Source organism: Roseateles agri (genome assembly GCF_034043675.1).
GTDB lineage: Bacteria > Pseudomonadota > Gammaproteobacteria > Burkholderiales > Burkholderiaceae_C > KK5.
This window is the reverse complement of the sequence record NZ_JAXCLA010000001.1, coordinates 288,126-305,398: the sequence shown is the minus strand read 5'-3', so window position 1 is coordinate 305,398 and position 17,273 is coordinate 288,126. Positions and strand designations below refer to the sequence as shown.

Annotated in this window: 15 protein-coding genes; 6 read left to right on the top strand and 9 right to left on the bottom strand. The window is 67.5% G+C overall.

What is annotated here, in order from left to right; genetic code table 11:
* Position 1 precedes the first annotated feature (1 nt).
* Positions 2 to 607: a trimeric intracellular cation channel family protein gene (locus tag SNE35_RS01395; RefSeq protein ID WP_320420977.1), complete on the bottom strand. Its 606-nt coding sequence runs from the start codon at positions 605 to 607 to the stop codon at positions 2 to 4.
* 75 nt (positions 608 to 682) lie between these two features.
* Here SNE35_RS01395 and htpG point away from each other — a divergent pair, with 75 nt between their 5' ends.
* Positions 683 to 2,563, top strand: a complete 1,881-nt coding sequence (htpG, locus tag SNE35_RS01390; protein ID WP_320420976.1) for a molecular chaperone HtpG — start codon at positions 683 to 685, stop codon at positions 2,561 to 2,563.
* A gap of 7 nt (positions 2,564 to 2,570) precedes the next feature.
* On the opposite strand, the gene SNE35_RS01385 is transcribed toward htpG, so the two are convergent.
* The 3 genes from SNE35_RS01385 to SNE35_RS01375 all read right to left on the bottom strand — a co-directional run bounded on the left by SNE35_RS01385 (position 2,571) and on the right by SNE35_RS01375 (position 5,405).
* Positions 2,571 to 3,614, bottom strand: coding sequence for a serine/threonine protein kinase (locus SNE35_RS01385; RefSeq protein ID WP_320420975.1), 1,044 nt, complete (start codon positions 3,612 to 3,614; stop codon positions 2,571 to 2,573).
* 31 nt (positions 3,615 to 3,645) lie between these two features.
* On the bottom strand, positions 3,646 to 4,503 hold the full coding sequence (locus tag SNE35_RS01380) for a DUF2726 domain-containing protein (protein WP_320420974.1): 858 nt from the start codon (positions 4,501 to 4,503) through the stop codon (positions 3,646 to 3,648).
* 164 nt (positions 4,504 to 4,667) lie between these two features.
* A complete protein-coding gene (locus SNE35_RS01375; protein ID WP_320420972.1) occupies positions 4,668 to 5,405 on the bottom strand; it encodes a GNAT family N-acetyltransferase in 738 nt (245 codons plus the stop codon).
* A 245-nt stretch (positions 5,406 to 5,650) separates the two neighbouring features.
* Between SNE35_RS01375 and rplM the strand changes: the two genes are divergently transcribed.
* The 3 genes from rplM to erpA all read left to right on the top strand — a co-directional run bounded on the left by rplM (position 5,651) and on the right by erpA (position 6,958).
* Positions 5,651 to 6,079, top strand: coding sequence for a 50S ribosomal protein L13 (rplM, locus tag SNE35_RS01370; protein ID WP_077033668.1), 429 nt, complete (start codon positions 5,651 to 5,653; stop codon positions 6,077 to 6,079).
* 9 nt (positions 6,080 to 6,088) lie between these two features.
* Complete coding sequence (gene rpsI / locus SNE35_RS01365) at positions 6,089 to 6,481, top strand: 30S ribosomal protein S9 (RefSeq protein ID WP_320420971.1); 393 nt, start codon at positions 6,089 to 6,091, stop codon at positions 6,479 to 6,481.
* Between the two features lie 108 nt (positions 6,482 to 6,589).
* Entirely contained in the window at positions 6,590 to 6,958 is a 369-nt protein-coding gene (erpA, locus tag SNE35_RS01360; protein ID WP_320420969.1) for an iron-sulfur cluster insertion protein ErpA, read from the top strand.
* Positions 6,959 to 7,011: 53 nt separating this feature from the next.
* Here erpA and SNE35_RS01355 read toward each other — a convergent pair whose 3' ends face one another.
* Both SNE35_RS01355 and SNE35_RS01350 read right to left on the bottom strand, forming a co-directional pair.
* Positions 7,012 to 8,130: an anhydro-N-acetylmuramic acid kinase gene (locus SNE35_RS01355; RefSeq protein ID WP_320420968.1), complete on the bottom strand. Its 1,119-nt coding sequence runs from the start codon at positions 8,128 to 8,130 to the stop codon at positions 7,012 to 7,014.
* Complete coding sequence (locus SNE35_RS01350; RefSeq protein WP_320420967.1) at positions 8,127 to 9,473, bottom strand: M23 family metallopeptidase; 1,347 nt, start codon at positions 9,471 to 9,473, stop codon at positions 8,127 to 8,129. Before SNE35_RS01350 ends, SNE35_RS01355 begins: the two co-directional genes overlap by 4 nt.
* Positions 9,474 to 9,727: 254 nt before the next feature.
* Here SNE35_RS01350 and tyrS point away from each other — a divergent pair, with 254 nt between their 5' ends.
* Complete coding sequence (tyrS, locus tag SNE35_RS01345; protein ID WP_320420966.1) at positions 9,728 to 10,969, top strand: tyrosine--tRNA ligase; 1,242 nt, start codon at positions 9,728 to 9,730, stop codon at positions 10,967 to 10,969.
* Here tyrS and SNE35_RS01340 read toward each other — a convergent pair whose 3' ends face one another.
* Positions 10,970 to 14,302: a S41 family peptidase gene (locus tag SNE35_RS01340; RefSeq protein ID WP_320420964.1), complete on the bottom strand. Its 3,333-nt coding sequence runs from the start codon at positions 14,300 to 14,302 to the stop codon at positions 10,970 to 10,972. It abuts the gene before it with no gap.
* A 61-nt stretch (positions 14,303 to 14,363) separates the two neighbouring features.
* Positions 14,364 to 15,260 (bottom strand): 5'-nucleotidase, encoded by an 897-nt coding sequence (locus SNE35_RS01335; protein WP_320420963.1) that lies wholly within the window; start codon positions 15,258 to 15,260, stop codon positions 14,364 to 14,366.
* 41 nt (positions 15,261 to 15,301) lie between these two features.
* On the opposite strand from SNE35_RS01335, the gene SNE35_RS01330 reads away from it, so the two are divergent.
* The gene (locus SNE35_RS01330; RefSeq protein ID WP_320420962.1) at positions 15,302 to 16,006 is read left to right on the top strand and encodes a 2OG-Fe(II) oxygenase; all 705 of its coding nucleotides are present in this window, start codon (positions 15,302 to 15,304) and stop codon (positions 16,004 to 16,006) included.
* A 4-nt stretch (positions 16,007 to 16,010) separates the two neighbouring features.
* Here SNE35_RS01330 and gspF read toward each other — a convergent pair whose 3' ends face one another.
* On the bottom strand, positions 16,011 to 17,234 hold the full coding sequence (gspF, locus tag SNE35_RS01325; RefSeq protein WP_320420961.1) for a type II secretion system inner membrane protein GspF: 1,224 nt from the start codon (positions 17,232 to 17,234) through the stop codon (positions 16,011 to 16,013).
* Positions 17,235 to 17,273: the final 39 nt, after the last annotated feature.

The window sequence follows — 17,273 nt, the reverse complement described above, 5'->3', positions numbered from 1 at the left end:
CTCAGCGGTACAGCTCGGGACTCGGCAGTTGCCAGTCGTAGCGGATGGCAGCGAGCCGGATGCCCGCGACGCAGACGATGCCGATGACGAAGGCGATGTCGCGCTTGAGGCCGGCGGCGCGCAGCAACTGGTAGAGCGCGATGCCGGCGATCGCGGCGGTGGCGTAGATGTCCCGGCGCAGCAGCAGCGGCACCTGGCCGCTGAGCACGTCGCGGATGACGCCGCCGCCGACCGCCGTCAGCGTGCCCATCAGCAGGGCCTGGATGCGGCGGATGCCGCAGTCCTCGGCCAGTTCGGTGCCGGTCAGCGCGAACAGCGCGAGGCCCAGCGCGTCGGCCACGCGCAGGCCCTTCATCGCGCCGGGCGAGAGCTGGCCGTAGGTCGCGGTGGCCAGTGCCGCCACTGCGATCACTAAGAGGTAGCGGCCGTCGCGCATCCAGGCGATCGGATGACGGTTCAGCAGCAGGTCGCGCAGCGTGCCGCCGCCGATGGCCGTCACCGCGGCCAGCACCAGCAGGCCGAACAGGTCGAGGCCGGCTTGCATCGCGGCCAGCGCGCCGGAGACGGCGAAGACAGCGACGCCGAGGAGATCGAACCAATAGAGCATGGGCGGCAGTGTGCCTTGAAGGTATTGGAGTTGGCCCCAAAATACCGGCCGCTACCGTTTTTCCGGACAACAACGATGACCAAGCAAACCCATTCCTTCCAGGCCGAGGTCAAGCAGATCCTGCACCTCGTCACCCACTCGCTGTACTCCAACAAGGAAATCTTCCTGCGTGAGCTGGTCTCCAACGCGTCGGACGCCTGCGACAAGCTGCGCTTCGAGGCGTTGGATCATCCGCAGCTGTTCGAGGATGCGCCGACCTTGGAAGTCCGCGTGTCCTTCGACGAAGCCGCCCGCACGGTGACGATCAGCGACAACGGCATCGGCATGAGCGCCGAGGAAGCGATCGCCCACCTGGGCACCATTGCCAAGAGCGGTACGCGCGAATTCATGGCCAATCTGGAAGGCGACCAGAAGAAGGATGCCAACCTGATCGGCCAGTTCGGCGTGGGCTTCTACTCGGGCTTCATCGTGGCCGACCGCATCACCGTCGAGTCGCGCCGCGCCGGCCTGCCGGCCGACCAGGCCGTGCGCTGGACCAGCGAAGGCACGGGCGACTACGAGGTCGAGACGATCACGAAGGCCGGCCGCGGCACCGACGTCATCCTGCACCTGCGCGAGGGCGAGGAAGAGTTCCTCAAGACCTGGCGCCTGAAATCCATCATCAGCAAGTACTCGGACCACATCTCGCTGCCGATCCTGATGCGCAAGGAGGAGTGGAAGCCCGAGGAGGCGAAGTCCGAACTGACGGACGAATGGGAGGCCGTCAACAAGGCTTCCGCGCTGTGGGCCCGCGCCAAGAGCGAGGTCACCGAGGAGCAGTACAACGAGTTCTACAAGCAGATCAGCTACGACACCGAGGCGCCGCTGGCCTACACGCATAACCGCGTCGAAGGCCGCAGCGAGTACACGCAGCTGCTCTACATCCCGAAGAAGGCGCCGTTCGACCTGTGGAACCGCGACAAGCGCGGCGGCGTGAAGCTGTACGTCAAGCGCGTCTTCATCATGGACGACGCCGAGGCGCTGATGCCGGTGTACCTGCGCTTCGTCAAGGGCGTGATCGACTCGGCCGACCTGCCGCTGAACGTCAGCCGCGAGCTGCTGCAGGAGAGCCGCGACGTGAAGGCGATCCGCGAAGGCTCGACCAAGCGCGTGCTCTCGATGCTGGAGGCCCTGGCCGACAACGAGAACGCGGCCGAGAAGCAGAAGTACGCTGATTTCTGGAAGGACTTCGGCTCGGTGCTGAAGGAAGGCATCGGCGAGGACCATGCGAACCAGGAGCGCCTGGCCAAGCTGTTCCGCTTTGCCTCAACGCATGCCGACGAAGGTGTCTCGCTGGCGGACTACGTGAGCCGGGCCAAGGAAGGCCAGGAGACGATCTACTACATCACCGCCGATTCGCTGGCCGCCGCCAAGAACAGCCCGCAGCTCGAGATCTTCCGCAAGAAGGGCATCGAGGTGCTGCTGCTGACCGACCGGGTGGACGAGTGGATGCTCTCGCACCTGTACGAGTTCGAAGGCAAGCCGCTGCAGTCGGTAGCCAAGGGCGCGCTGGACCTCGACAAGATGCAGGACGAGGAAGAGAAGAAGAAGGCCGAGGAAGCCGCCGAGGCGAACAAGCCGCTGCTCGACCGACTGAAGGCCTCGCTGAAGGAGCGCGCGAAGGACGTGCGTGTGTCGACCCGCCTGGTCGATTCGCCGGCCTGCATCGTCGTGGAAGAGGGCGACATGAGCGGTCACCTGGCGCGGCTGCTGAAGCAGGCCGGCCAGTCCGCGCCGGCCTCGCTGCCGACGCTGGAGATCAACGCCGACCACGCGCTGGTGAAGAAGCTGGATTCTTCGGCTCACTTCGACGACCTGGCGAACGTCCTGTTCGACCAGGCCGTGCTGGCCGAGGGCGGCACGCTGGAAGATCCGGCGGCCTATGTGAAGCGCGTCAACGCGATGCTGCTGGCCTGAGTCCGGCTTAAGCGTCCCAGAAGACGTAGTCGTCGTCGACCGGCGCCTGGGGCGCCGGCGGCGAGGTGCCCATCGCGTCGAGCTGTTCCTTCAGCTTGACGACCTCGTCGTTCCAGTAGTTCGGCGTGCCGAACCACGGGAAGGCGAGCGGGAAGGCGGGATCGCTCCAGCGCCTGGCCAGCCAGGCGCTGTGGTGGATCATCCGCAGCGTGCGCAGCGGCTCGATCAGCGCGAGCTCGCGGCGGTCGAACTCGCGCACCGTCTCATAGCCCTCCAGCACGCAGGCGAGCTGCTGGCGGATGCTCAGGGCGTCGCCGGACAGCAGCATCCAGAGGTCCTGGATGGCCGGGCCGGTGACGGCGTCGTCGAGGTCGACGAAGTGCGGGCCCTTGTCCGGTGTCCACAGGATGTTTCCGGGATGGCAATCGCCGTGGAGCCGCAGTGTCTGCAGGTCCGGGATGGCATCGAAGGCCTGCTGGATGGTGGCCAGGCATTGGTCGACCGTGCTGGTCCAGGCAGCCTGAATTTCGAGGGGGATGCTCTCGTTGGCGAGCAGCCAGTCGCGCGCGACGATGCCGGGCTCGGCGCTGGCCCAGCGCATGCGGTGCTCGAAGGGTTTCTGCGCGCCGACGTTGTGCAGGCGGCCGAGCAGGCGGCCGATCCAGGTCAGCACCTTGGGGTCTTCCAGCTCGGGGCCTCGGCCGCCTTGACGCCCGGTGACGGCGAAGCGCTGGCCGCCGTCGTGGCGCAGCGTGGAGTCGCCGAGCATCCAGGGTGCGGCGACCGGTACCTCAGCCTCGGCCAGGTCGGCGGCGAAGGCGTGCTCTTCGAGGATCTGCGCGTCGCTCCAGCGGCCGGGGCGGTAGAACTTGGCCACCGCCACACCGCCAAATTTAGGGCCGTCCTCCAGATGCACCTGGAGCACGCGGTTCTCGTAGGAGTTCAGCTGCAGCATGCGCCCGTCGCCGTGCAGGCCGGCGGCGTCGAGGGCATCGAGCATGAACTCGGGTGTCAGCGTGCCGAAGGCCGCGTTGATGTCTTGTTCTTTCATTCCGACCGCAGTATGCGGCCTGAAGCAAAACTCAGCGGGGCGTGTGGCCGCCGCCGTAGCGCGGCGAGTCGACGACGACGCCGACGATGTCGTTCGGCGCTTCGTCCGGATAGTGGGGCGACTGCTGCGGGTTCAGCGGCTCGCCGGCGAACGAGGAGTCGGCGAAGCGGCTCGAGGGGTAGTTATGGCGGCCGGTGCGGGACGAGTCCATCGCCGTGTTGTCGAAGCGGCTGTCCGGCGCGAAGAAGGAGTCGTTGAAGAAGGCAGAGTCCTGCCACAGGCTGCCGCGCACCGAGTCCTGCGCCGAGCGGCGCAACGGCTGGCCGTGCAGCGCGCCGGGGCGGCTGTTCGGGCCGCTGCGGTCCGCGCCGGGCGTGGGCGCGGCTTGCGGGCCGCGGGTATTGCTGTAGGGCACCAGCAGCTGCAGTTCGGCAGCGCTCGGCAACTGATCGGGCCGGCAACGCAGGTAGCGGACCCGGCAGGCGCCGAGCACCGACTGCTTGATCATCAGGCTGCGGCTCGCGCTGCTGCGCTCGCTTTCGAGATCCACGGCGGCCAGTACCCGGCCGTTGGGGCTGCAGATCGCGAAGCTCACGTGGATCGCGCCGAGCAGCTCGAACCAGTAGCGCACTTCCTTGGCTTCCACCGGCTGGCAGAAGCGCACCAGCGGCAGCTTGGCGAGGATCACATGGTGTGGCAGCGCTTCCCGCAGCTGCCGGTAGACGCGTCGCTCATCGCTGCTGAAAACCGGGCGTGCGGTCAGCGACCATTCGATCGGCAAGGGCTTGGCGGCCGCCGCCGGTTTGCGCAAAAACGCCCAGGCCGCCACCAGCACCGCGGCGAGTCCGCAGAGGCTGGCGATGATCCATGGAAGGGCGCTGTCAGGCATGTGCAAATGCTGGGCGGCAATGGGAATGAGGTGCAATCCGCGGGACTGTAGCCCAAGGAAAATACGCAACGCTCCGTGTCTGCCCGCGTATCACCCCTCGTTTGGACGGAGTCCGTCGATTTTGTCCGTTATGTGGGCATTAGTTCTCGATATCAGCCTGCAAGCTATGCCCGCGGCTTGGGGTCGGACTCGGCGGCGGGCGGCGTGGGCTTCGGCTCGCTGCGGCTTGCACCGGCCATGCTGGCCACCCCGTCGATGATGCTGCCGATCGTGTGGGCGTGGCGCTTGAACTGGAAGTCCAGCTCCGCCATGTGGCGCTCGATCGCCTCGTCGACATGCGACGAGACCGTGTCCTGCGGCAAGCGCAGCCAGGCCTCGGACTCGGAGCCGTCGCGCTCGACCCGGGCGCCGGCCTTGCGGGCGATCTTCAGCATCGGCACGTTCTCGCTGAGCGCGTGGATAAACAGGGTTTCGACCCCGCGGTTGCGCGCATGCAGCGCCGCGCGCTCGAACAGTCTTGCGCCGAAGCCACGGCCGCGCACCTGTCGGGACACCGACACGCCAAATTCCGCCATCGCCGCCTTGCCCGAGCGCTGCGGCGCCGGCGCGTAGGCCAGATGGGCCATCGCCACCAGCTGCAGGCGCCGGTTGAAGATGCCCAGCACCTCGTCGTGCTGGAAGTCCAGCCCGGCGACATAGCGGCCGATTTGCTCGTCGGTGGCCGGGTAGCCGAAACGCAGGTAGCGGTCGCGCTCGCCGAGCGAGACCAGGTGCTGCAGGATTCGTTTGCGGTGGCGGCTGGCCAGCGAGCGGATCGGCACCCACGAGGCGATGTACCGCCCCCACGCGGATTGCTTCGGCGCGGCTGCGGGGCTGTCGGAGTCCGTGGGGTGCGTCGTCATGGCGCTGGTTGATTGGTGTAAACCCTAGATTATCCAGGAGTGTCCCAGAAGTCCGGGAGGAGTTTCAAAGCAGGAGACTAGCGGTAGCGACGGCATTGCTGATACACTCGCGGGCTTTCCCCGATACGGCTTTCGGGGAAGGGGTGTGCGTGAGAGGTTGTCGACTCGTCAAAGCCAAGGCTTGGCGGGACCATAAACAACACCGAACGCGACCATTTTGTAAAAGCCGATTTTGAAAGAATCTCATGAAGACCTTCAGCGCCAAGCCGGCCGAAGTGACGCACGAGTGGTTTGTGATTGACGCCACCGACAAGGTGCTCGGACGTGTTGCCAGCGAAGTGGCACTCCGTTTGCGCGGCAAGCACAAGGCCATCTACACGCCTCACGTCGATACCGGTGACTTCATCGTCATCATCAACGCAGACAAGCTGCGTGTCACGGGCAACAAGGCCACTGACAAGGTGTACTACCGTCACTCGGGCTTCCCTGGCGGCATCTACGCCACGAAGTTCAAGGACATGCAAGCCAAGCACCCCGGCCGCGCGCTGGAGAAGGCCGTCAAGGGCATGCTGCCCAAGGGCCCGCTCGGTTACGCCATGGTGAAGAAGCTGAAGGTCTACGCCGGTGACACCCACCCGCACGCCGCTCAGCAGCCCAAGGCTCTGGAAATCTAAGGAACGACGATGATCGGAAACTGGAACTACGGAACCGGCCGCCGCAAGTCGTCGGTCGCACGTGTCTTCATCAAGAAGGGCACGGGCCAAATCATCATCAATGGCAAGACGATCGCCGAATACTTCGGCCGTCAGACCTCGATCATGATCACGAAGCAGCCGCTGCTGCTGACGAACAATGGCGAGGCCTTCGACGTCAAGATCAACGTCCACGGTGGTGGCGAGTCCGGTCAAGCCGGTGCCTGCCGTCACGGCATCACCCGCGCGCTGATCGACTACGACGCAGCGCTGAAGCCTGACCTGAGCCGCGCCGGCTTCGTCACGCGCGATGCACGTGAAGTCGAACGTAAGAAGGTCGGTCTGCACGGTGCTCGTCGCCGGAAGCAGTTCAGCAAGCGCTGATCGATCGGGCTGCTGCTTCATGCAGCATCCACAAAGGCCGCACTCGATGCGGCCTTTTTATTTGTTGGACAATACAGCCTGCTTTCGACGAAAGAAAAAGGAATTCCCATGAGCGCAGTTCTCGAGACTCCCATCACCGGTGAAATGCCCGGCCCGCTGATCTTCACCGACAGCGCCGCGTCCAAGGTGGCCGATCTGGTGGCCGAGGAAGGCAATCCGGAACTGAAGCTGCGCGTCTTCGTCCAGGGCGGCGGCTGCTCCGGCTTCCAGTACGGCTTCACCTTCGACGAGGCTGTCAACGAAGACGACACGCAGATGAACAAGAACGGCGTGACCTTGCTGATCGACGCGATGAGCCTGCAGTACCTGATGGGCGCTGAGATCGACTACAAGGAAGACCTGCAGGGTGCGCAGTTCGTGATCAAGAACCCGAACGCGACGACGACCTGCGGTTGCGGTTCGAGCTTCTCGGTCTGATCCGCGACTCCCGAAGAAAAAAGCCGCCAGGTCCTGGCGGCTTTTTTATTGGCTCAGACCGGGTAGAGCGCCCCGAGCATCCTCGGGCCGGCCGCGCCAGTGACGGCGGCCAGATTGCCCGCCAGCCCGCGCATGAAGCGCATCGCCAGCCAGGCGAAGGCGGCGGCCTCGACCTGATCGACCGGCAGGCCGCGCTGCGTCGTCGACGTCACGGCGGCACCGGGCAGCAGCGCCTGCAGGCGCCGCATCAATGCCCCGTTCAGCGCGCCTCCGCCGCAGACCAGCAGTTCTATCGTGCCTGTGGGCAGGCTGTCGAAGATGCTGCGCGCCGTCAGTTCCAGCAGCGTCGCCTGCACGTCCTGCGGCTGCGCACCGGCCGGCAGGTAGCGCGACAGCCAGGGCTTGTTGAACAGGTCGCGGCCGGTGCTGCGCGGCGGCGGCATCGCGAAATACGGCTCGGCCAGCATGTCGGCCAACAGAGCTGGCAGCACGGTGCCGGTGGCGGCCCAGGCGCCGTCGGCGTCGTAGCGGGCGCCCTGGTGCTCGTGCACCCACAGATCCATCAGACAGTTGCCGGGGCCGCAATCGAAGCCGAGGGTCGAGCCGTCGGCTGCCAGCAGGCTGACGTTGCTGATGCCGCCGATGTTCAGCACGGCGATGTCGCGCCCGGCCTGGCCGAACTGCGCGCGATGGAAGGCTGGCACCAGCGGTGCGCCCTGGCCGCCGGCCGCGATGTCGCGGCTGCGCAGGTCGCAGACGGTGGCAATGCCGGTCTGCTCGGCGAGCAGCGCGCCGTTCAGCAGTTGCGTCGTGTAGCCGGTGCCGTCGAACTCGCCGGGCCGGTGGCGCACGGTCTGGCCGTGGGCGCCCAGCGCGGCGACTTCCTTCGGCGAGCGGGCGGCGGTTTCGAGCACCTGCGCGACCAGGTCGGCATAGCTGCGCGAGACGGCGTTGGCGGCCAGCGCTGCGCGGTGCAGTTCGTCGTTGCCGTTCGGCGCGGTCAGCGCCAGCAGTTCATCCCGCAGGGCCGGGGCGAACGGTGCATGGCGGTGTGTCAACACTTCCATCGGCTCGCCATCGGCGGGAAAGCGGGCGAGGACTGCGTCGACGCCGTCCAGCGAGGTGCCGGACATCAGGCCGATGAACAGATCGGCCTGAGCGTTCCTGCTCATTCGGCGCCGCTGCCAGCCATCGACTCGGCGAGCGAGAGTTGCGTCTTGACGCTGGCGACGGTCTGCTGGAACTTGGCGCGGGCGTAGGTCGGCAGGGCCAGGGCCTCGGAGGCCTTGGCGATCGTGCGCGGATCCTGCTGCACGCCGCGCACATGGAATTCGAAGTGCAGGTGCGGGCCGGTGGCCCAGCCGGTCATGCCGACGGCGCCGATCTTCTGACCCTGATCGATCTTTTGGCCCTTCTTGACCTCGATGCGGCTCAGGTGGGCGTAGACCGTTTCGCGGTCGCCGCTGTGCTTGATCTTGATGACGTTACCGTAGCCGTTCTGCCAGCCGGCGAAGTCGACCGAGCCGTCGCCGACCGAGCGCACGGCCGTGCCCGTCGGCGCGCCGAAGTCGACGCCCTGGTGCTGGCGCCAGCTCTGCAGGATCGGGTGGAAGCGCATCGCGAAGCCCGAGGTGATGCGCGAAAACTCGACCGGGTTCGCCAGGAAGGCGTGGCGCTTGCTCTGGCCGTCGAAGCCGTAGAAGTTGCCCTTGCCGCTGACGCCGTCCCTGAACCAGATCGACTGGTAGCTCTTGCCGTCGTTGACGAACTCGCCGGCGATCAGGTGGCCGGCCGAGGCGTCCCAACTGATCGGCTCGCCGTCGGCGGTCATGGTCTCGTAGACGACCGAGAAGCGGTCGCCCTTGCGCAGTTCCTTGTGGAAATCGATGTCGCCCGAGAACATGTCGGCCATCTGCGAGGCGATGGCGTCGGGGATGTTCGATTCGTCGGTGGCGGCGAACAGCGAACTGCGGATCGTGCCGCTGCCCAGCCGCACCATCGCCTGCAGCGGCAACGTCTCGACCTTGGCGGTGAAACCGCCGGCGCCGCGCTCAATCGAGAGCCGGGTGAAGTGGGTGGACTGCTGCTCGGCGTTCTCGGCCGGGTAGCGGGCGACGATGCTCTGCACGGTGCCGGAGGCGTCGGCCGCCAGCTCGACCATCTTGCCGGCGCGGCCCTGCAACAGCCGGCGCGCGGTGGCGTCGCTGCGCAGGAATTGCGAGGCGGCGCTGTCCAGCGCGCCCATACGCTTGAGCAGCGAATCGGCGGTATCGCTGCTGCGCGTTGCATCGCTGCGGCGCAGAACCAGCTCGTGTGCGGCCAGTTCGGCCAGCTGGGCATCCAGATTGCCCTCAGGCTGGACCATCTCGGTCACGGTGCGTTGGGGCAGATCGCTGGCATCCGGTGCCAGCGGGGCGATACCGAAGGCGGTCACGGCGAAGCAGCTCAGCAGGCCGACGACGGCGCCGGTCAGCGCGCGCGGGTGCCGAGCGGCAAAAGCTTCTACATGCGTCAAGGTAGCTTTGACGCTATCAATACGGTCAGTCACGCTCAGGAATCCCGCCAAGTCTTGTAGTTCTGACTGGTGCGCGCCTCGAGCCGGGCGGCTGGTCGAACGGAAGGTGGACGCAAACCCGTCCACTAGAATCGCCTACCTGCACCGTTCATGGTGCATAGCAGCAAACAAGGCGCGAGTATACCGGCCCGACCGCTGCGCCAAGGCCAAGAAAACCCGATGAATCAAGGCTTTACACAGCCCCGAGCGCCGTCATGTCCGAATCCCGCACGCCCGTAAAAACCAGTTACCCGATCACCGACAAGGTCCGCGAAGCGATGGAAATTTCGCTGCGCGGCGTCGAGGAATTGCTGCCCGAAGCCGACTGGCTGCAGAAGCTGGCGAAGTCCGAAGCCACCGGCGTGCCACTGCGCATCAAGCTGGGCCTGGACCCGACCGCGCCGGACATCCACATCGGCCACACGGTGGTGCTCAACAAGATGCGCCAGCTGCAGGACCTGGGCCACCAGGTGATCTTCCTGATCGGCGATTTCACCTCGATGATCGGCGACCCCTCCGGCCGCAACAGCACCCGCCCGCCGCTTACCGCCGAGCAGATCAAGGCCAACGCCGAGACCTACTACGCCCAGGCCAAGCTGGTGCTGGATCCGGCCCGCACCGAGATCCGCTACAACTCCGAATGGAGCGACCCGCTGGGCGCCCGCGGCATGATCCAGCTGGCCGCCAAGTACACGGTGGCCCGCATGATGGAGCGCGACGACTTCACCAAGCGCTTCGCCGCCCAGACGCCGATCTCCGTCCACGAGTTCCTCTACCCGCTGATGCAGGGCTATGACTCGGTGGCGCTGAAGAGCGACATCGAGCTCGGCGGCACCGACCAGAAATTCAATCTGCTGATGGGCCGCCACCTGCAGCAGGAGTACGGCCAGGAGCCGCAGTGCATCTTGACGATGCCGCTGCTGGAAGGGCTGGACGGCGTCGAGAAGATGTCCAAGTCCAAGAACAACTACGTGGGCATCAGCGAGCCGGCGAACTCGATGTTCGCCAAGATCCTGTCGATCAGCGACGAGCAGATGTGGAAGTGGTTCAAGCTGCTCTCGTTCAAGTCGCTGGCCGAGATCGCCTCCCTGCGTGCCGAGGTCGAAGGCGGCCGCAACCCGAAGGACGCCAAGGTGATGCTCGCCAAGGAGATCACCACGCGCTTCCACGATGCCGCGTCGGCCGACGCGGCCGAGGCCGATTTCAACAACCGCGCCCGCGGCGGCATCCCGGACGATATTCCGGAAGTGAGCCTCAGCGGCGCGCCGATGATGATCGGCAAGGTCCTGCTGGGCGCCAACCTGGTCGCCTCCGGCGGCGAGGCGACGCGGATGATCGAGCAGGGCGGCGTCAAGATCGACGGTGCGACGATCAGCGACAAGGGCCTGAAGCTCGAAGCCGGCACCTTTGTCGCTCAAGTGGGCAAACGCAAGTTCGCCCGGGTCACGCTCGGCTGATCAGTACTGCGGGATCTTCGGGTAGGCGTTCGGCTTCGGCGTCAGCATCGGCTGCTCGGCCATCTGCTTCTTCAGCAGGGCGATGGCCGCTTCCAGTTGCGCGTCATGGCCCTCGAAGGTGGCGCGCGGCGGGTTGTCCACCTCGACGTCGGGCGTCACGCCCTTGGCCTCGATGATCATGGTGCCATCCGGCAGGATTTGCGCGCTCTCGGCGGCGCGGGCCATGCCGTTGTCCAGCAGGCGGTTCTGGTCGCTGAGCCACACGCCGGCGCCCGCCGTCTTCTTGCCGATCAAGGTGCCCAGGCCCAGGCGCTTGAAGCCCTCGGCGAAGGTCTCGCCGTCCGAGTAGGTGTCCTCGTTGGCGATCACGACCACATGGCCGCGGAAGACCTGCTGCATGTTCGAGGTCGGCGTGCCGCCGTCCGGCGAGCGTGACTGCCAGAACGCCCAGGCACGGCGCATCAGCTTCTCCAGGATGCGGCTCTCGATGCTGCCGCCGTTGTTGTAGCGGACGTCGATGATCAGCCCTTCACGGTCCACCTGCGCGTAGAACTCGCGGGCGAAGTCCTCCATGTCGGGCTGGGTCATCGCGCGCAGGTGCAGGTAGCCGATGCGGCCGCCCGAGGCCTGCTCGACGGCCAGGCCGCGGCTGTAGCGCCAGTCGCCGTAGCGCAGCTGCTGCTCCTTGGGCAATGGCACCGGCAGCACGATCTTCTTGGCCCCACCCTTCAGCTCCAGCAGCACCTGGTGTCCGGCCTCGCCGCGCAGCAGCAGGGCGATGTCCGCGACCCCGGCCGCGCTGCGGCCGTTGACGGCGGTGATCACGTCGCCGGTCTTCAGGTCCAGTCCCGGTGCTGCCAGCGGCGAGAGGCCGTCCAGCAGTTCCGGGTCGCTGCGGTAGATGCGTTCGATGCGGAAGCCCTCCGGCTGCCGGCTCAGCTGGGCGCCGAGGCCCGCCCAGGCCGGGTCGGCAGCGCCGTTGCGCAGGTCCGGCGTGGCGATCTGGCTGTGCAGCGCGCCGACCTCCGAACTCATCATCGACAGGATCTCGCTCAGCTCGGCGCGGTCGGTCACGCGGGCGACCAGCGGCTCGTACTTGGCGCGCACGGCATTCCAGTCCACGCCCTGCATCGCCTTGTCGAAGAAGTAGTCGCGGTGCATGCGCCAGGCGTCGACGAACATCTCGCGCCATTCGGACTTCGGGTCGGTGGCGATCTGCCAGTCGGTCCAGCGCACGCGCACCTTGTCGAGCTCGCCGGGCAGCTTGGGCGCGGCATCCACCAGCAGGATCTCCGAGGCGCCGGTGCCGCGCTCGATCATCAGCTTCGAGCCATCCGCGCTGAGCGCGAAGCGGCGCAGGTCGCCGGTGACGGTGTCCGGCTTGTCACCCTTGTTGCCGATGGCGACGGTGACGAGGCTCTGCTTGCGCTCGGTCGTCACGGCGGTGTCCACGTACCAGAGCGCCTTCGCCGTGGCGCGCAGCTGCGTGTAGTTGCCGGGCGGCACCGGCACTTCGTACAGGCGCTGCGCGAGGCCGGCGGTGACGATGGCGGGCAGCGCGGGCTTTTTGTCTTTGCTGTCCTTGCCATCCTTGGCTTCGTCCTTCTTGTCGCCGCTCTTCTTGTCGTCGTCTTTCTTGTCCGGCGCCGCTGCCAGCTCGTCCGGCGGTGCGAACGGGAAGCGCAGGCCCGGCTGCAGCGCCAGCGCGTAGATCTTGGTGCCGCGGTCGAAGTACGGCCCCATATTGCGGTCACCCCAGGGCGAGGCGTTGCCGGTGATCGTGAAGTCGCGGCGCGACAGGAAGTACAGCCACTTGCCGTCCGGCGAGAAGGCCGGCGCGCCGTTGTCGTAGCGGTCGCTGCTGAGCTGCTGCAGTTTTCCGTCGGCCAGCGTGTAGAGCTGCAGCTGCTGGCGATTGCCGTCGCGCATCGCCATCACGAAGGCGAGCGCCTTGCCGTCCGGCGACCAGCTGATGTTGTCCGGGCCCTCGCCGATCTTGTCCCGCACGATCTCGCGCGTGGCCAAGGTCTGCAGGTCGGTCAAGTAGAGCCGGCCTTCCTTGTCGGTGTGGGCCAGCTGCTTGCCGTCGGGCGAGGGGAACACGGCCAGACGCAAGGTCGTGGCGCCCTTGGTGATCTGCTGCGGCTTGGCGTCCAGGCCGTTGGCGGCGAAGCGCCAGACCTCGACCTCGCCGCTGAAGTCGCACAGCGCAAAGACCGACTTGCTGTCCGCGCTGAACTCGCCGGTGCGGCAGCGGCCGTCCGCCGTTTGCGGCAGCTCGGCACGGCGCAAGGTCGCCACGCCCTGCGTGGCCAGGTGGCCGCGGCTGGCCAGCAGCACGCGCTCGCCGTCCGGCGCCATGGTGACCTGCTTCAGGTAGTCCTGCGGCTTGGCGATGAAGCGCTCGCGCTGCTGGTCGAAATCGCCGCCGAGCTGGATGTTCAGCGCGGTGTCGGTCGCCGCGCCGATGTCCAGGAGGTGCAGGTCCGCGCCGACGGCGTAGGCGATACGCGTGCCGTCGATCGAGGCGCTGCGGATGTCCCAGCCCTTCAGGCGCGTGTGCTCGCGCAAGTCCTGGCCCCAGGCGTTGACGGACCAGACGTTGACCGTGCCGTCGCGGTCCGACAGGAAGGCCACGCGCTGCTCGCCGTACACGCTCCTGTAGGGCATGGGCCGGCGGTCGTTGTTGCCCTCGGGCAGCAGCGGCTTGGCCTCGTCCTGGCTGTCCAGGTCCAGCACCCACAGCTTGGCGATGCCGCCGCCGCGGTACTGCTTGGCGTTGTCGCTATGCGCCGCCAGACCACCGCGGACGAAGTAGAGACGCTTGCCGTCGGGGCTCAGCGCGCCGTCGGTGGCCTGGGCCACGGGCAGCGGGCGGCGCCGCGCGGTCTTCGGGTCGATCGCGTAGAGCGTGCCGCCCGGCTGGCCGCTGGTCGTCGGCGCGGTGATGATCAGTTCGCCTTGCGCGCTGAAGCCCCAGACGCGCACGCCGGCGCCGTCCCAGGTCAGGCGCTTGGGCAGGCCGCCGGCGGCGGGCATCAGGTAGACGTCGCCGCCATCGCGCGCCGTCGTGCCGTCGTACTGCGCGACGAAGGCGATCCACTGGCCGTCCGGCGACACGGCGGGCTGCGTCTCGTAGCCGGGGTGCGTGGTCAGGCGCTGGGCCGTGCCGCCCTTGTCGGCGACGCGCCAGAGATCACCCTCGGCGACGAAGACGATCTGCTGGCCTTGCAGCGAGGGCTGGCGGTAGAAGCCGTTCTGCTGGGCCTGGGCGTGGAGGCCGGAGACGGCGAGCGATGCGGCGAGGGCGAGACGGGAGAGGCGTTGGAGCATGACGCGGCTTCGGGAAGACGAAGCCGCCGATTCTCAGCGAAGCCGGCGACCCGGCCGGACGTCACGGGTTGGCGATGCCCGCCGCCACGTGGCCGGAGGGCACGTGCGCGCTGGCGCTGGCGATGTGGCCGGCCTGGTCGTCGAAGAAGAAGTCGGGCTCGAACTCGCGCAGGAATTCGCCCTTGGCCAGGCCGCCGAGGAACAGTGCCTCGTCCACCTCCACCTGCCAGTCCATCAGCGTGCGGACCGCGCGCTCGGCCGCCGGCGCGCTGCGCGCGGTGACGAGCGCCGTGCGCACCCGCATCGAGCCGATCTGCGCCTGCTGCAGCCGGTGCAGCGCCTGCAGCACCGGCTTGAACGGGCCCGCGGCCATCGGGTGCAGCGCATGCGCGCGTTCGTGGTCCTGGAACGCGCTCAGGCCGTCGCGCTGGTAGACCTGCTCGGCCTCGTCCGAGAACAGCACCGCGTCGCCGTCGAAGGCGATGCGCAGCTCATCCGGATGGGCCTCTGACGCGCGAGCGGACTGCGGCATCACCCGTGCCGCGGCCACGCCAGCGGCCAGCGCTGTGCGCACATCCGCCTCGTTGGTGGACAGGAAGAGCTGGGCCTTCAGCGAGCGCAGGTAGCGCCACGGCGAGGCACCGCGGGTGAAGGCGCCGCGCTGGATGTCCAGGCCGTAGTGCGCCGCCGACTTGAACACGCGCAGGCCCGAGATCGGGTCATTGCGCGACAGCACGACGACCTCGACGCGCGGCTCCTCGGCATTGAAGGCCAGCAGCTTCTTCACCAGCGAGAAGGCCGCGCCGGGCTTGGCCGGCACATCCAGGCGCTGGCGCTGCAGGTCCATGTAGGCATGGTCGTCGCGAGCCTCGAACAGCTCGTTCTCCTCCTCGAAATCGAACAGGGCGCGCGACGAGATCGCGACGACGAGCTGGTGGGCATCGAGGGTGACGGGCATCGGGTCATCATAGACTGCACGCTTTCGTCGCGAGGAGCGTGATGACCGACTTCATCGAGGTGTACAAGGGCGTGCTCGCACCCGAAGCCTGCCGCCTGATGATCGAGCGCTTCGAGGCTGGCGGCCAGGCGCAGCGCGGCAGCACCGGCAGCGGCGTGGACCTGACGCTGAAGGACAGCTGGGACGTCCAGCTCGACACCGCGCCCGGCTGGGCCGACGTGCGCCAGCAGCTGAACGACGCGATGCTGAAGGGCTTCAGGCAGTACCTGCGCCGCTACGCCCACGTGGCGCTGGCGCCGCTGCATTTGAAGATGAAGCTGCCTTCGGGCGAGATGCAGGTCATCGATGCCGAGGCCCTCGCCGCGATGAACGACGAGGCACTCACCGGCCTGATCGGCACCGTCTTCCGCCCCGGAGGCATCAACATCCAGAAGTACATCGCCGACCAGGGCGGCTACCCCTACTGGCACAGCGAGCAGTACCCGCGCCACGATCAGGCCGAGGCCCTGCACCGCGCACTGCTGTGGACGATCTACCTGAACGAGGGCTTCGACGAAGGCGAGACCGAGTTCCTCTACCAACAGCGCAAGATCGTGCCGCGCATGGGCAGCCTGCTGATCGCCCCCGGCGGCTTCACCCACACGCACCGCGGCAACCGGCCCAAGGGTGGCGACAAGTACATCGCAACGAGCTGGGTGCTGTACCAGCGGGCGGAGCGGCTGTTCGGGCCGGCTCCGCCGAGGTAGTCGGTTACTTCACCCAGGTGTTCAGCTGGATGATCGGCATCAGGACCGCGAGCACGATCATCAGCACGACGGCACCCATGCCGACAATCAGGATCGGCTCCAGCAGCGAGGCGGCGGTCATCGCGCGGCGCTGCACTTCGGTGCCCAGCTGACGGGCGGCGCGGCCGAGCATCTCGGGCAGCGCGCCGGTCTGCTCGCCCAGGCGCGCGAACATCGCGAGGATGCCGGGGAAGCGCTTCTTGCCGGCCAGCGCCAGGCCCAGCGGCGCGCCTTCGCGCACCTGCACCAGCGCGTCCAGCGCATCGGCCTGCATGGCAGAGTTGGACAGGGTTTCGGCGGCCGCCTGCAGGGCCTTCAGGATCGGCACGCCGGAGCCGGCGAGCATCGCCAAGGTACCGGCGAAGCGGGCGGCGTTGTAGCCGCGGGCCAGGCGACCGACCAGCGGCAGGTTCAGCAGTCCGGCATCGAAGCGCTCGCGGAAGGCGCGGTTGCGCTTCAGCGCGAAGGACAGCGTCGCGCCGCCGGCCACCAGCACCAGCAGCATCAGCCAGCCCCACTGGCGCACGAAGTCGCTGATCGCCAGCATCGCCACCGTCAGGAAGGGCAGGGCGCGCTTGGAGCTGGTGAAGACGGTCGCGATCTGCGGCACCACGTAGGTCAGCAGGAAGATCACGATCATCACGGCAATCACCGAGACGATGGCCGGGTAGGCGATCGCGCCGATCAGCTTGCTGCGCAGGTCCTGGCGCTCTTCCAGGTCGTCGGCCAACTTCTCCAGCACCTGGCCCAGCGCGCCGCTCTGCTCGCCAGCGGCGACCACACCGCGGTAGACCTCGTCAAACTCGCGTGGCGCCGTGGACAGCGCGCGCGCGAACGGCGAACCGGCATTGACCTCGGCCTTCAGTTGGGCGAGCAGCTCGCGCTGGCGTGCGTCTTCGCTCTCGTCGGCCAGCGCCGTCAGCGCACGCTCGATCGGCAGGCCGGCACCGACCAGGCCGGCCAGCTGGCGCGTCCACACGGCCAGCGCCACCGGGCCGAACACACGGCGGGCGAACAGCACGCGGTTGGCGCCGGTGCCCTGGTTCTGCTGCGAGACCGTTTCGACCGACAGCGGCACCAGCGCCTGCGCACGCAGTTGCGTGCGGGCCTGGCGCGGGTTGTCCGCCTCGATCAGGCCCTTGGCAGTGCGGCCGGCGGCGTCGAGCGCCTCGTATTTGTAGGCTGGCATTGAGTCAGCGCCTGCTCGGCCGCCCCGGAAGGCGCTGAG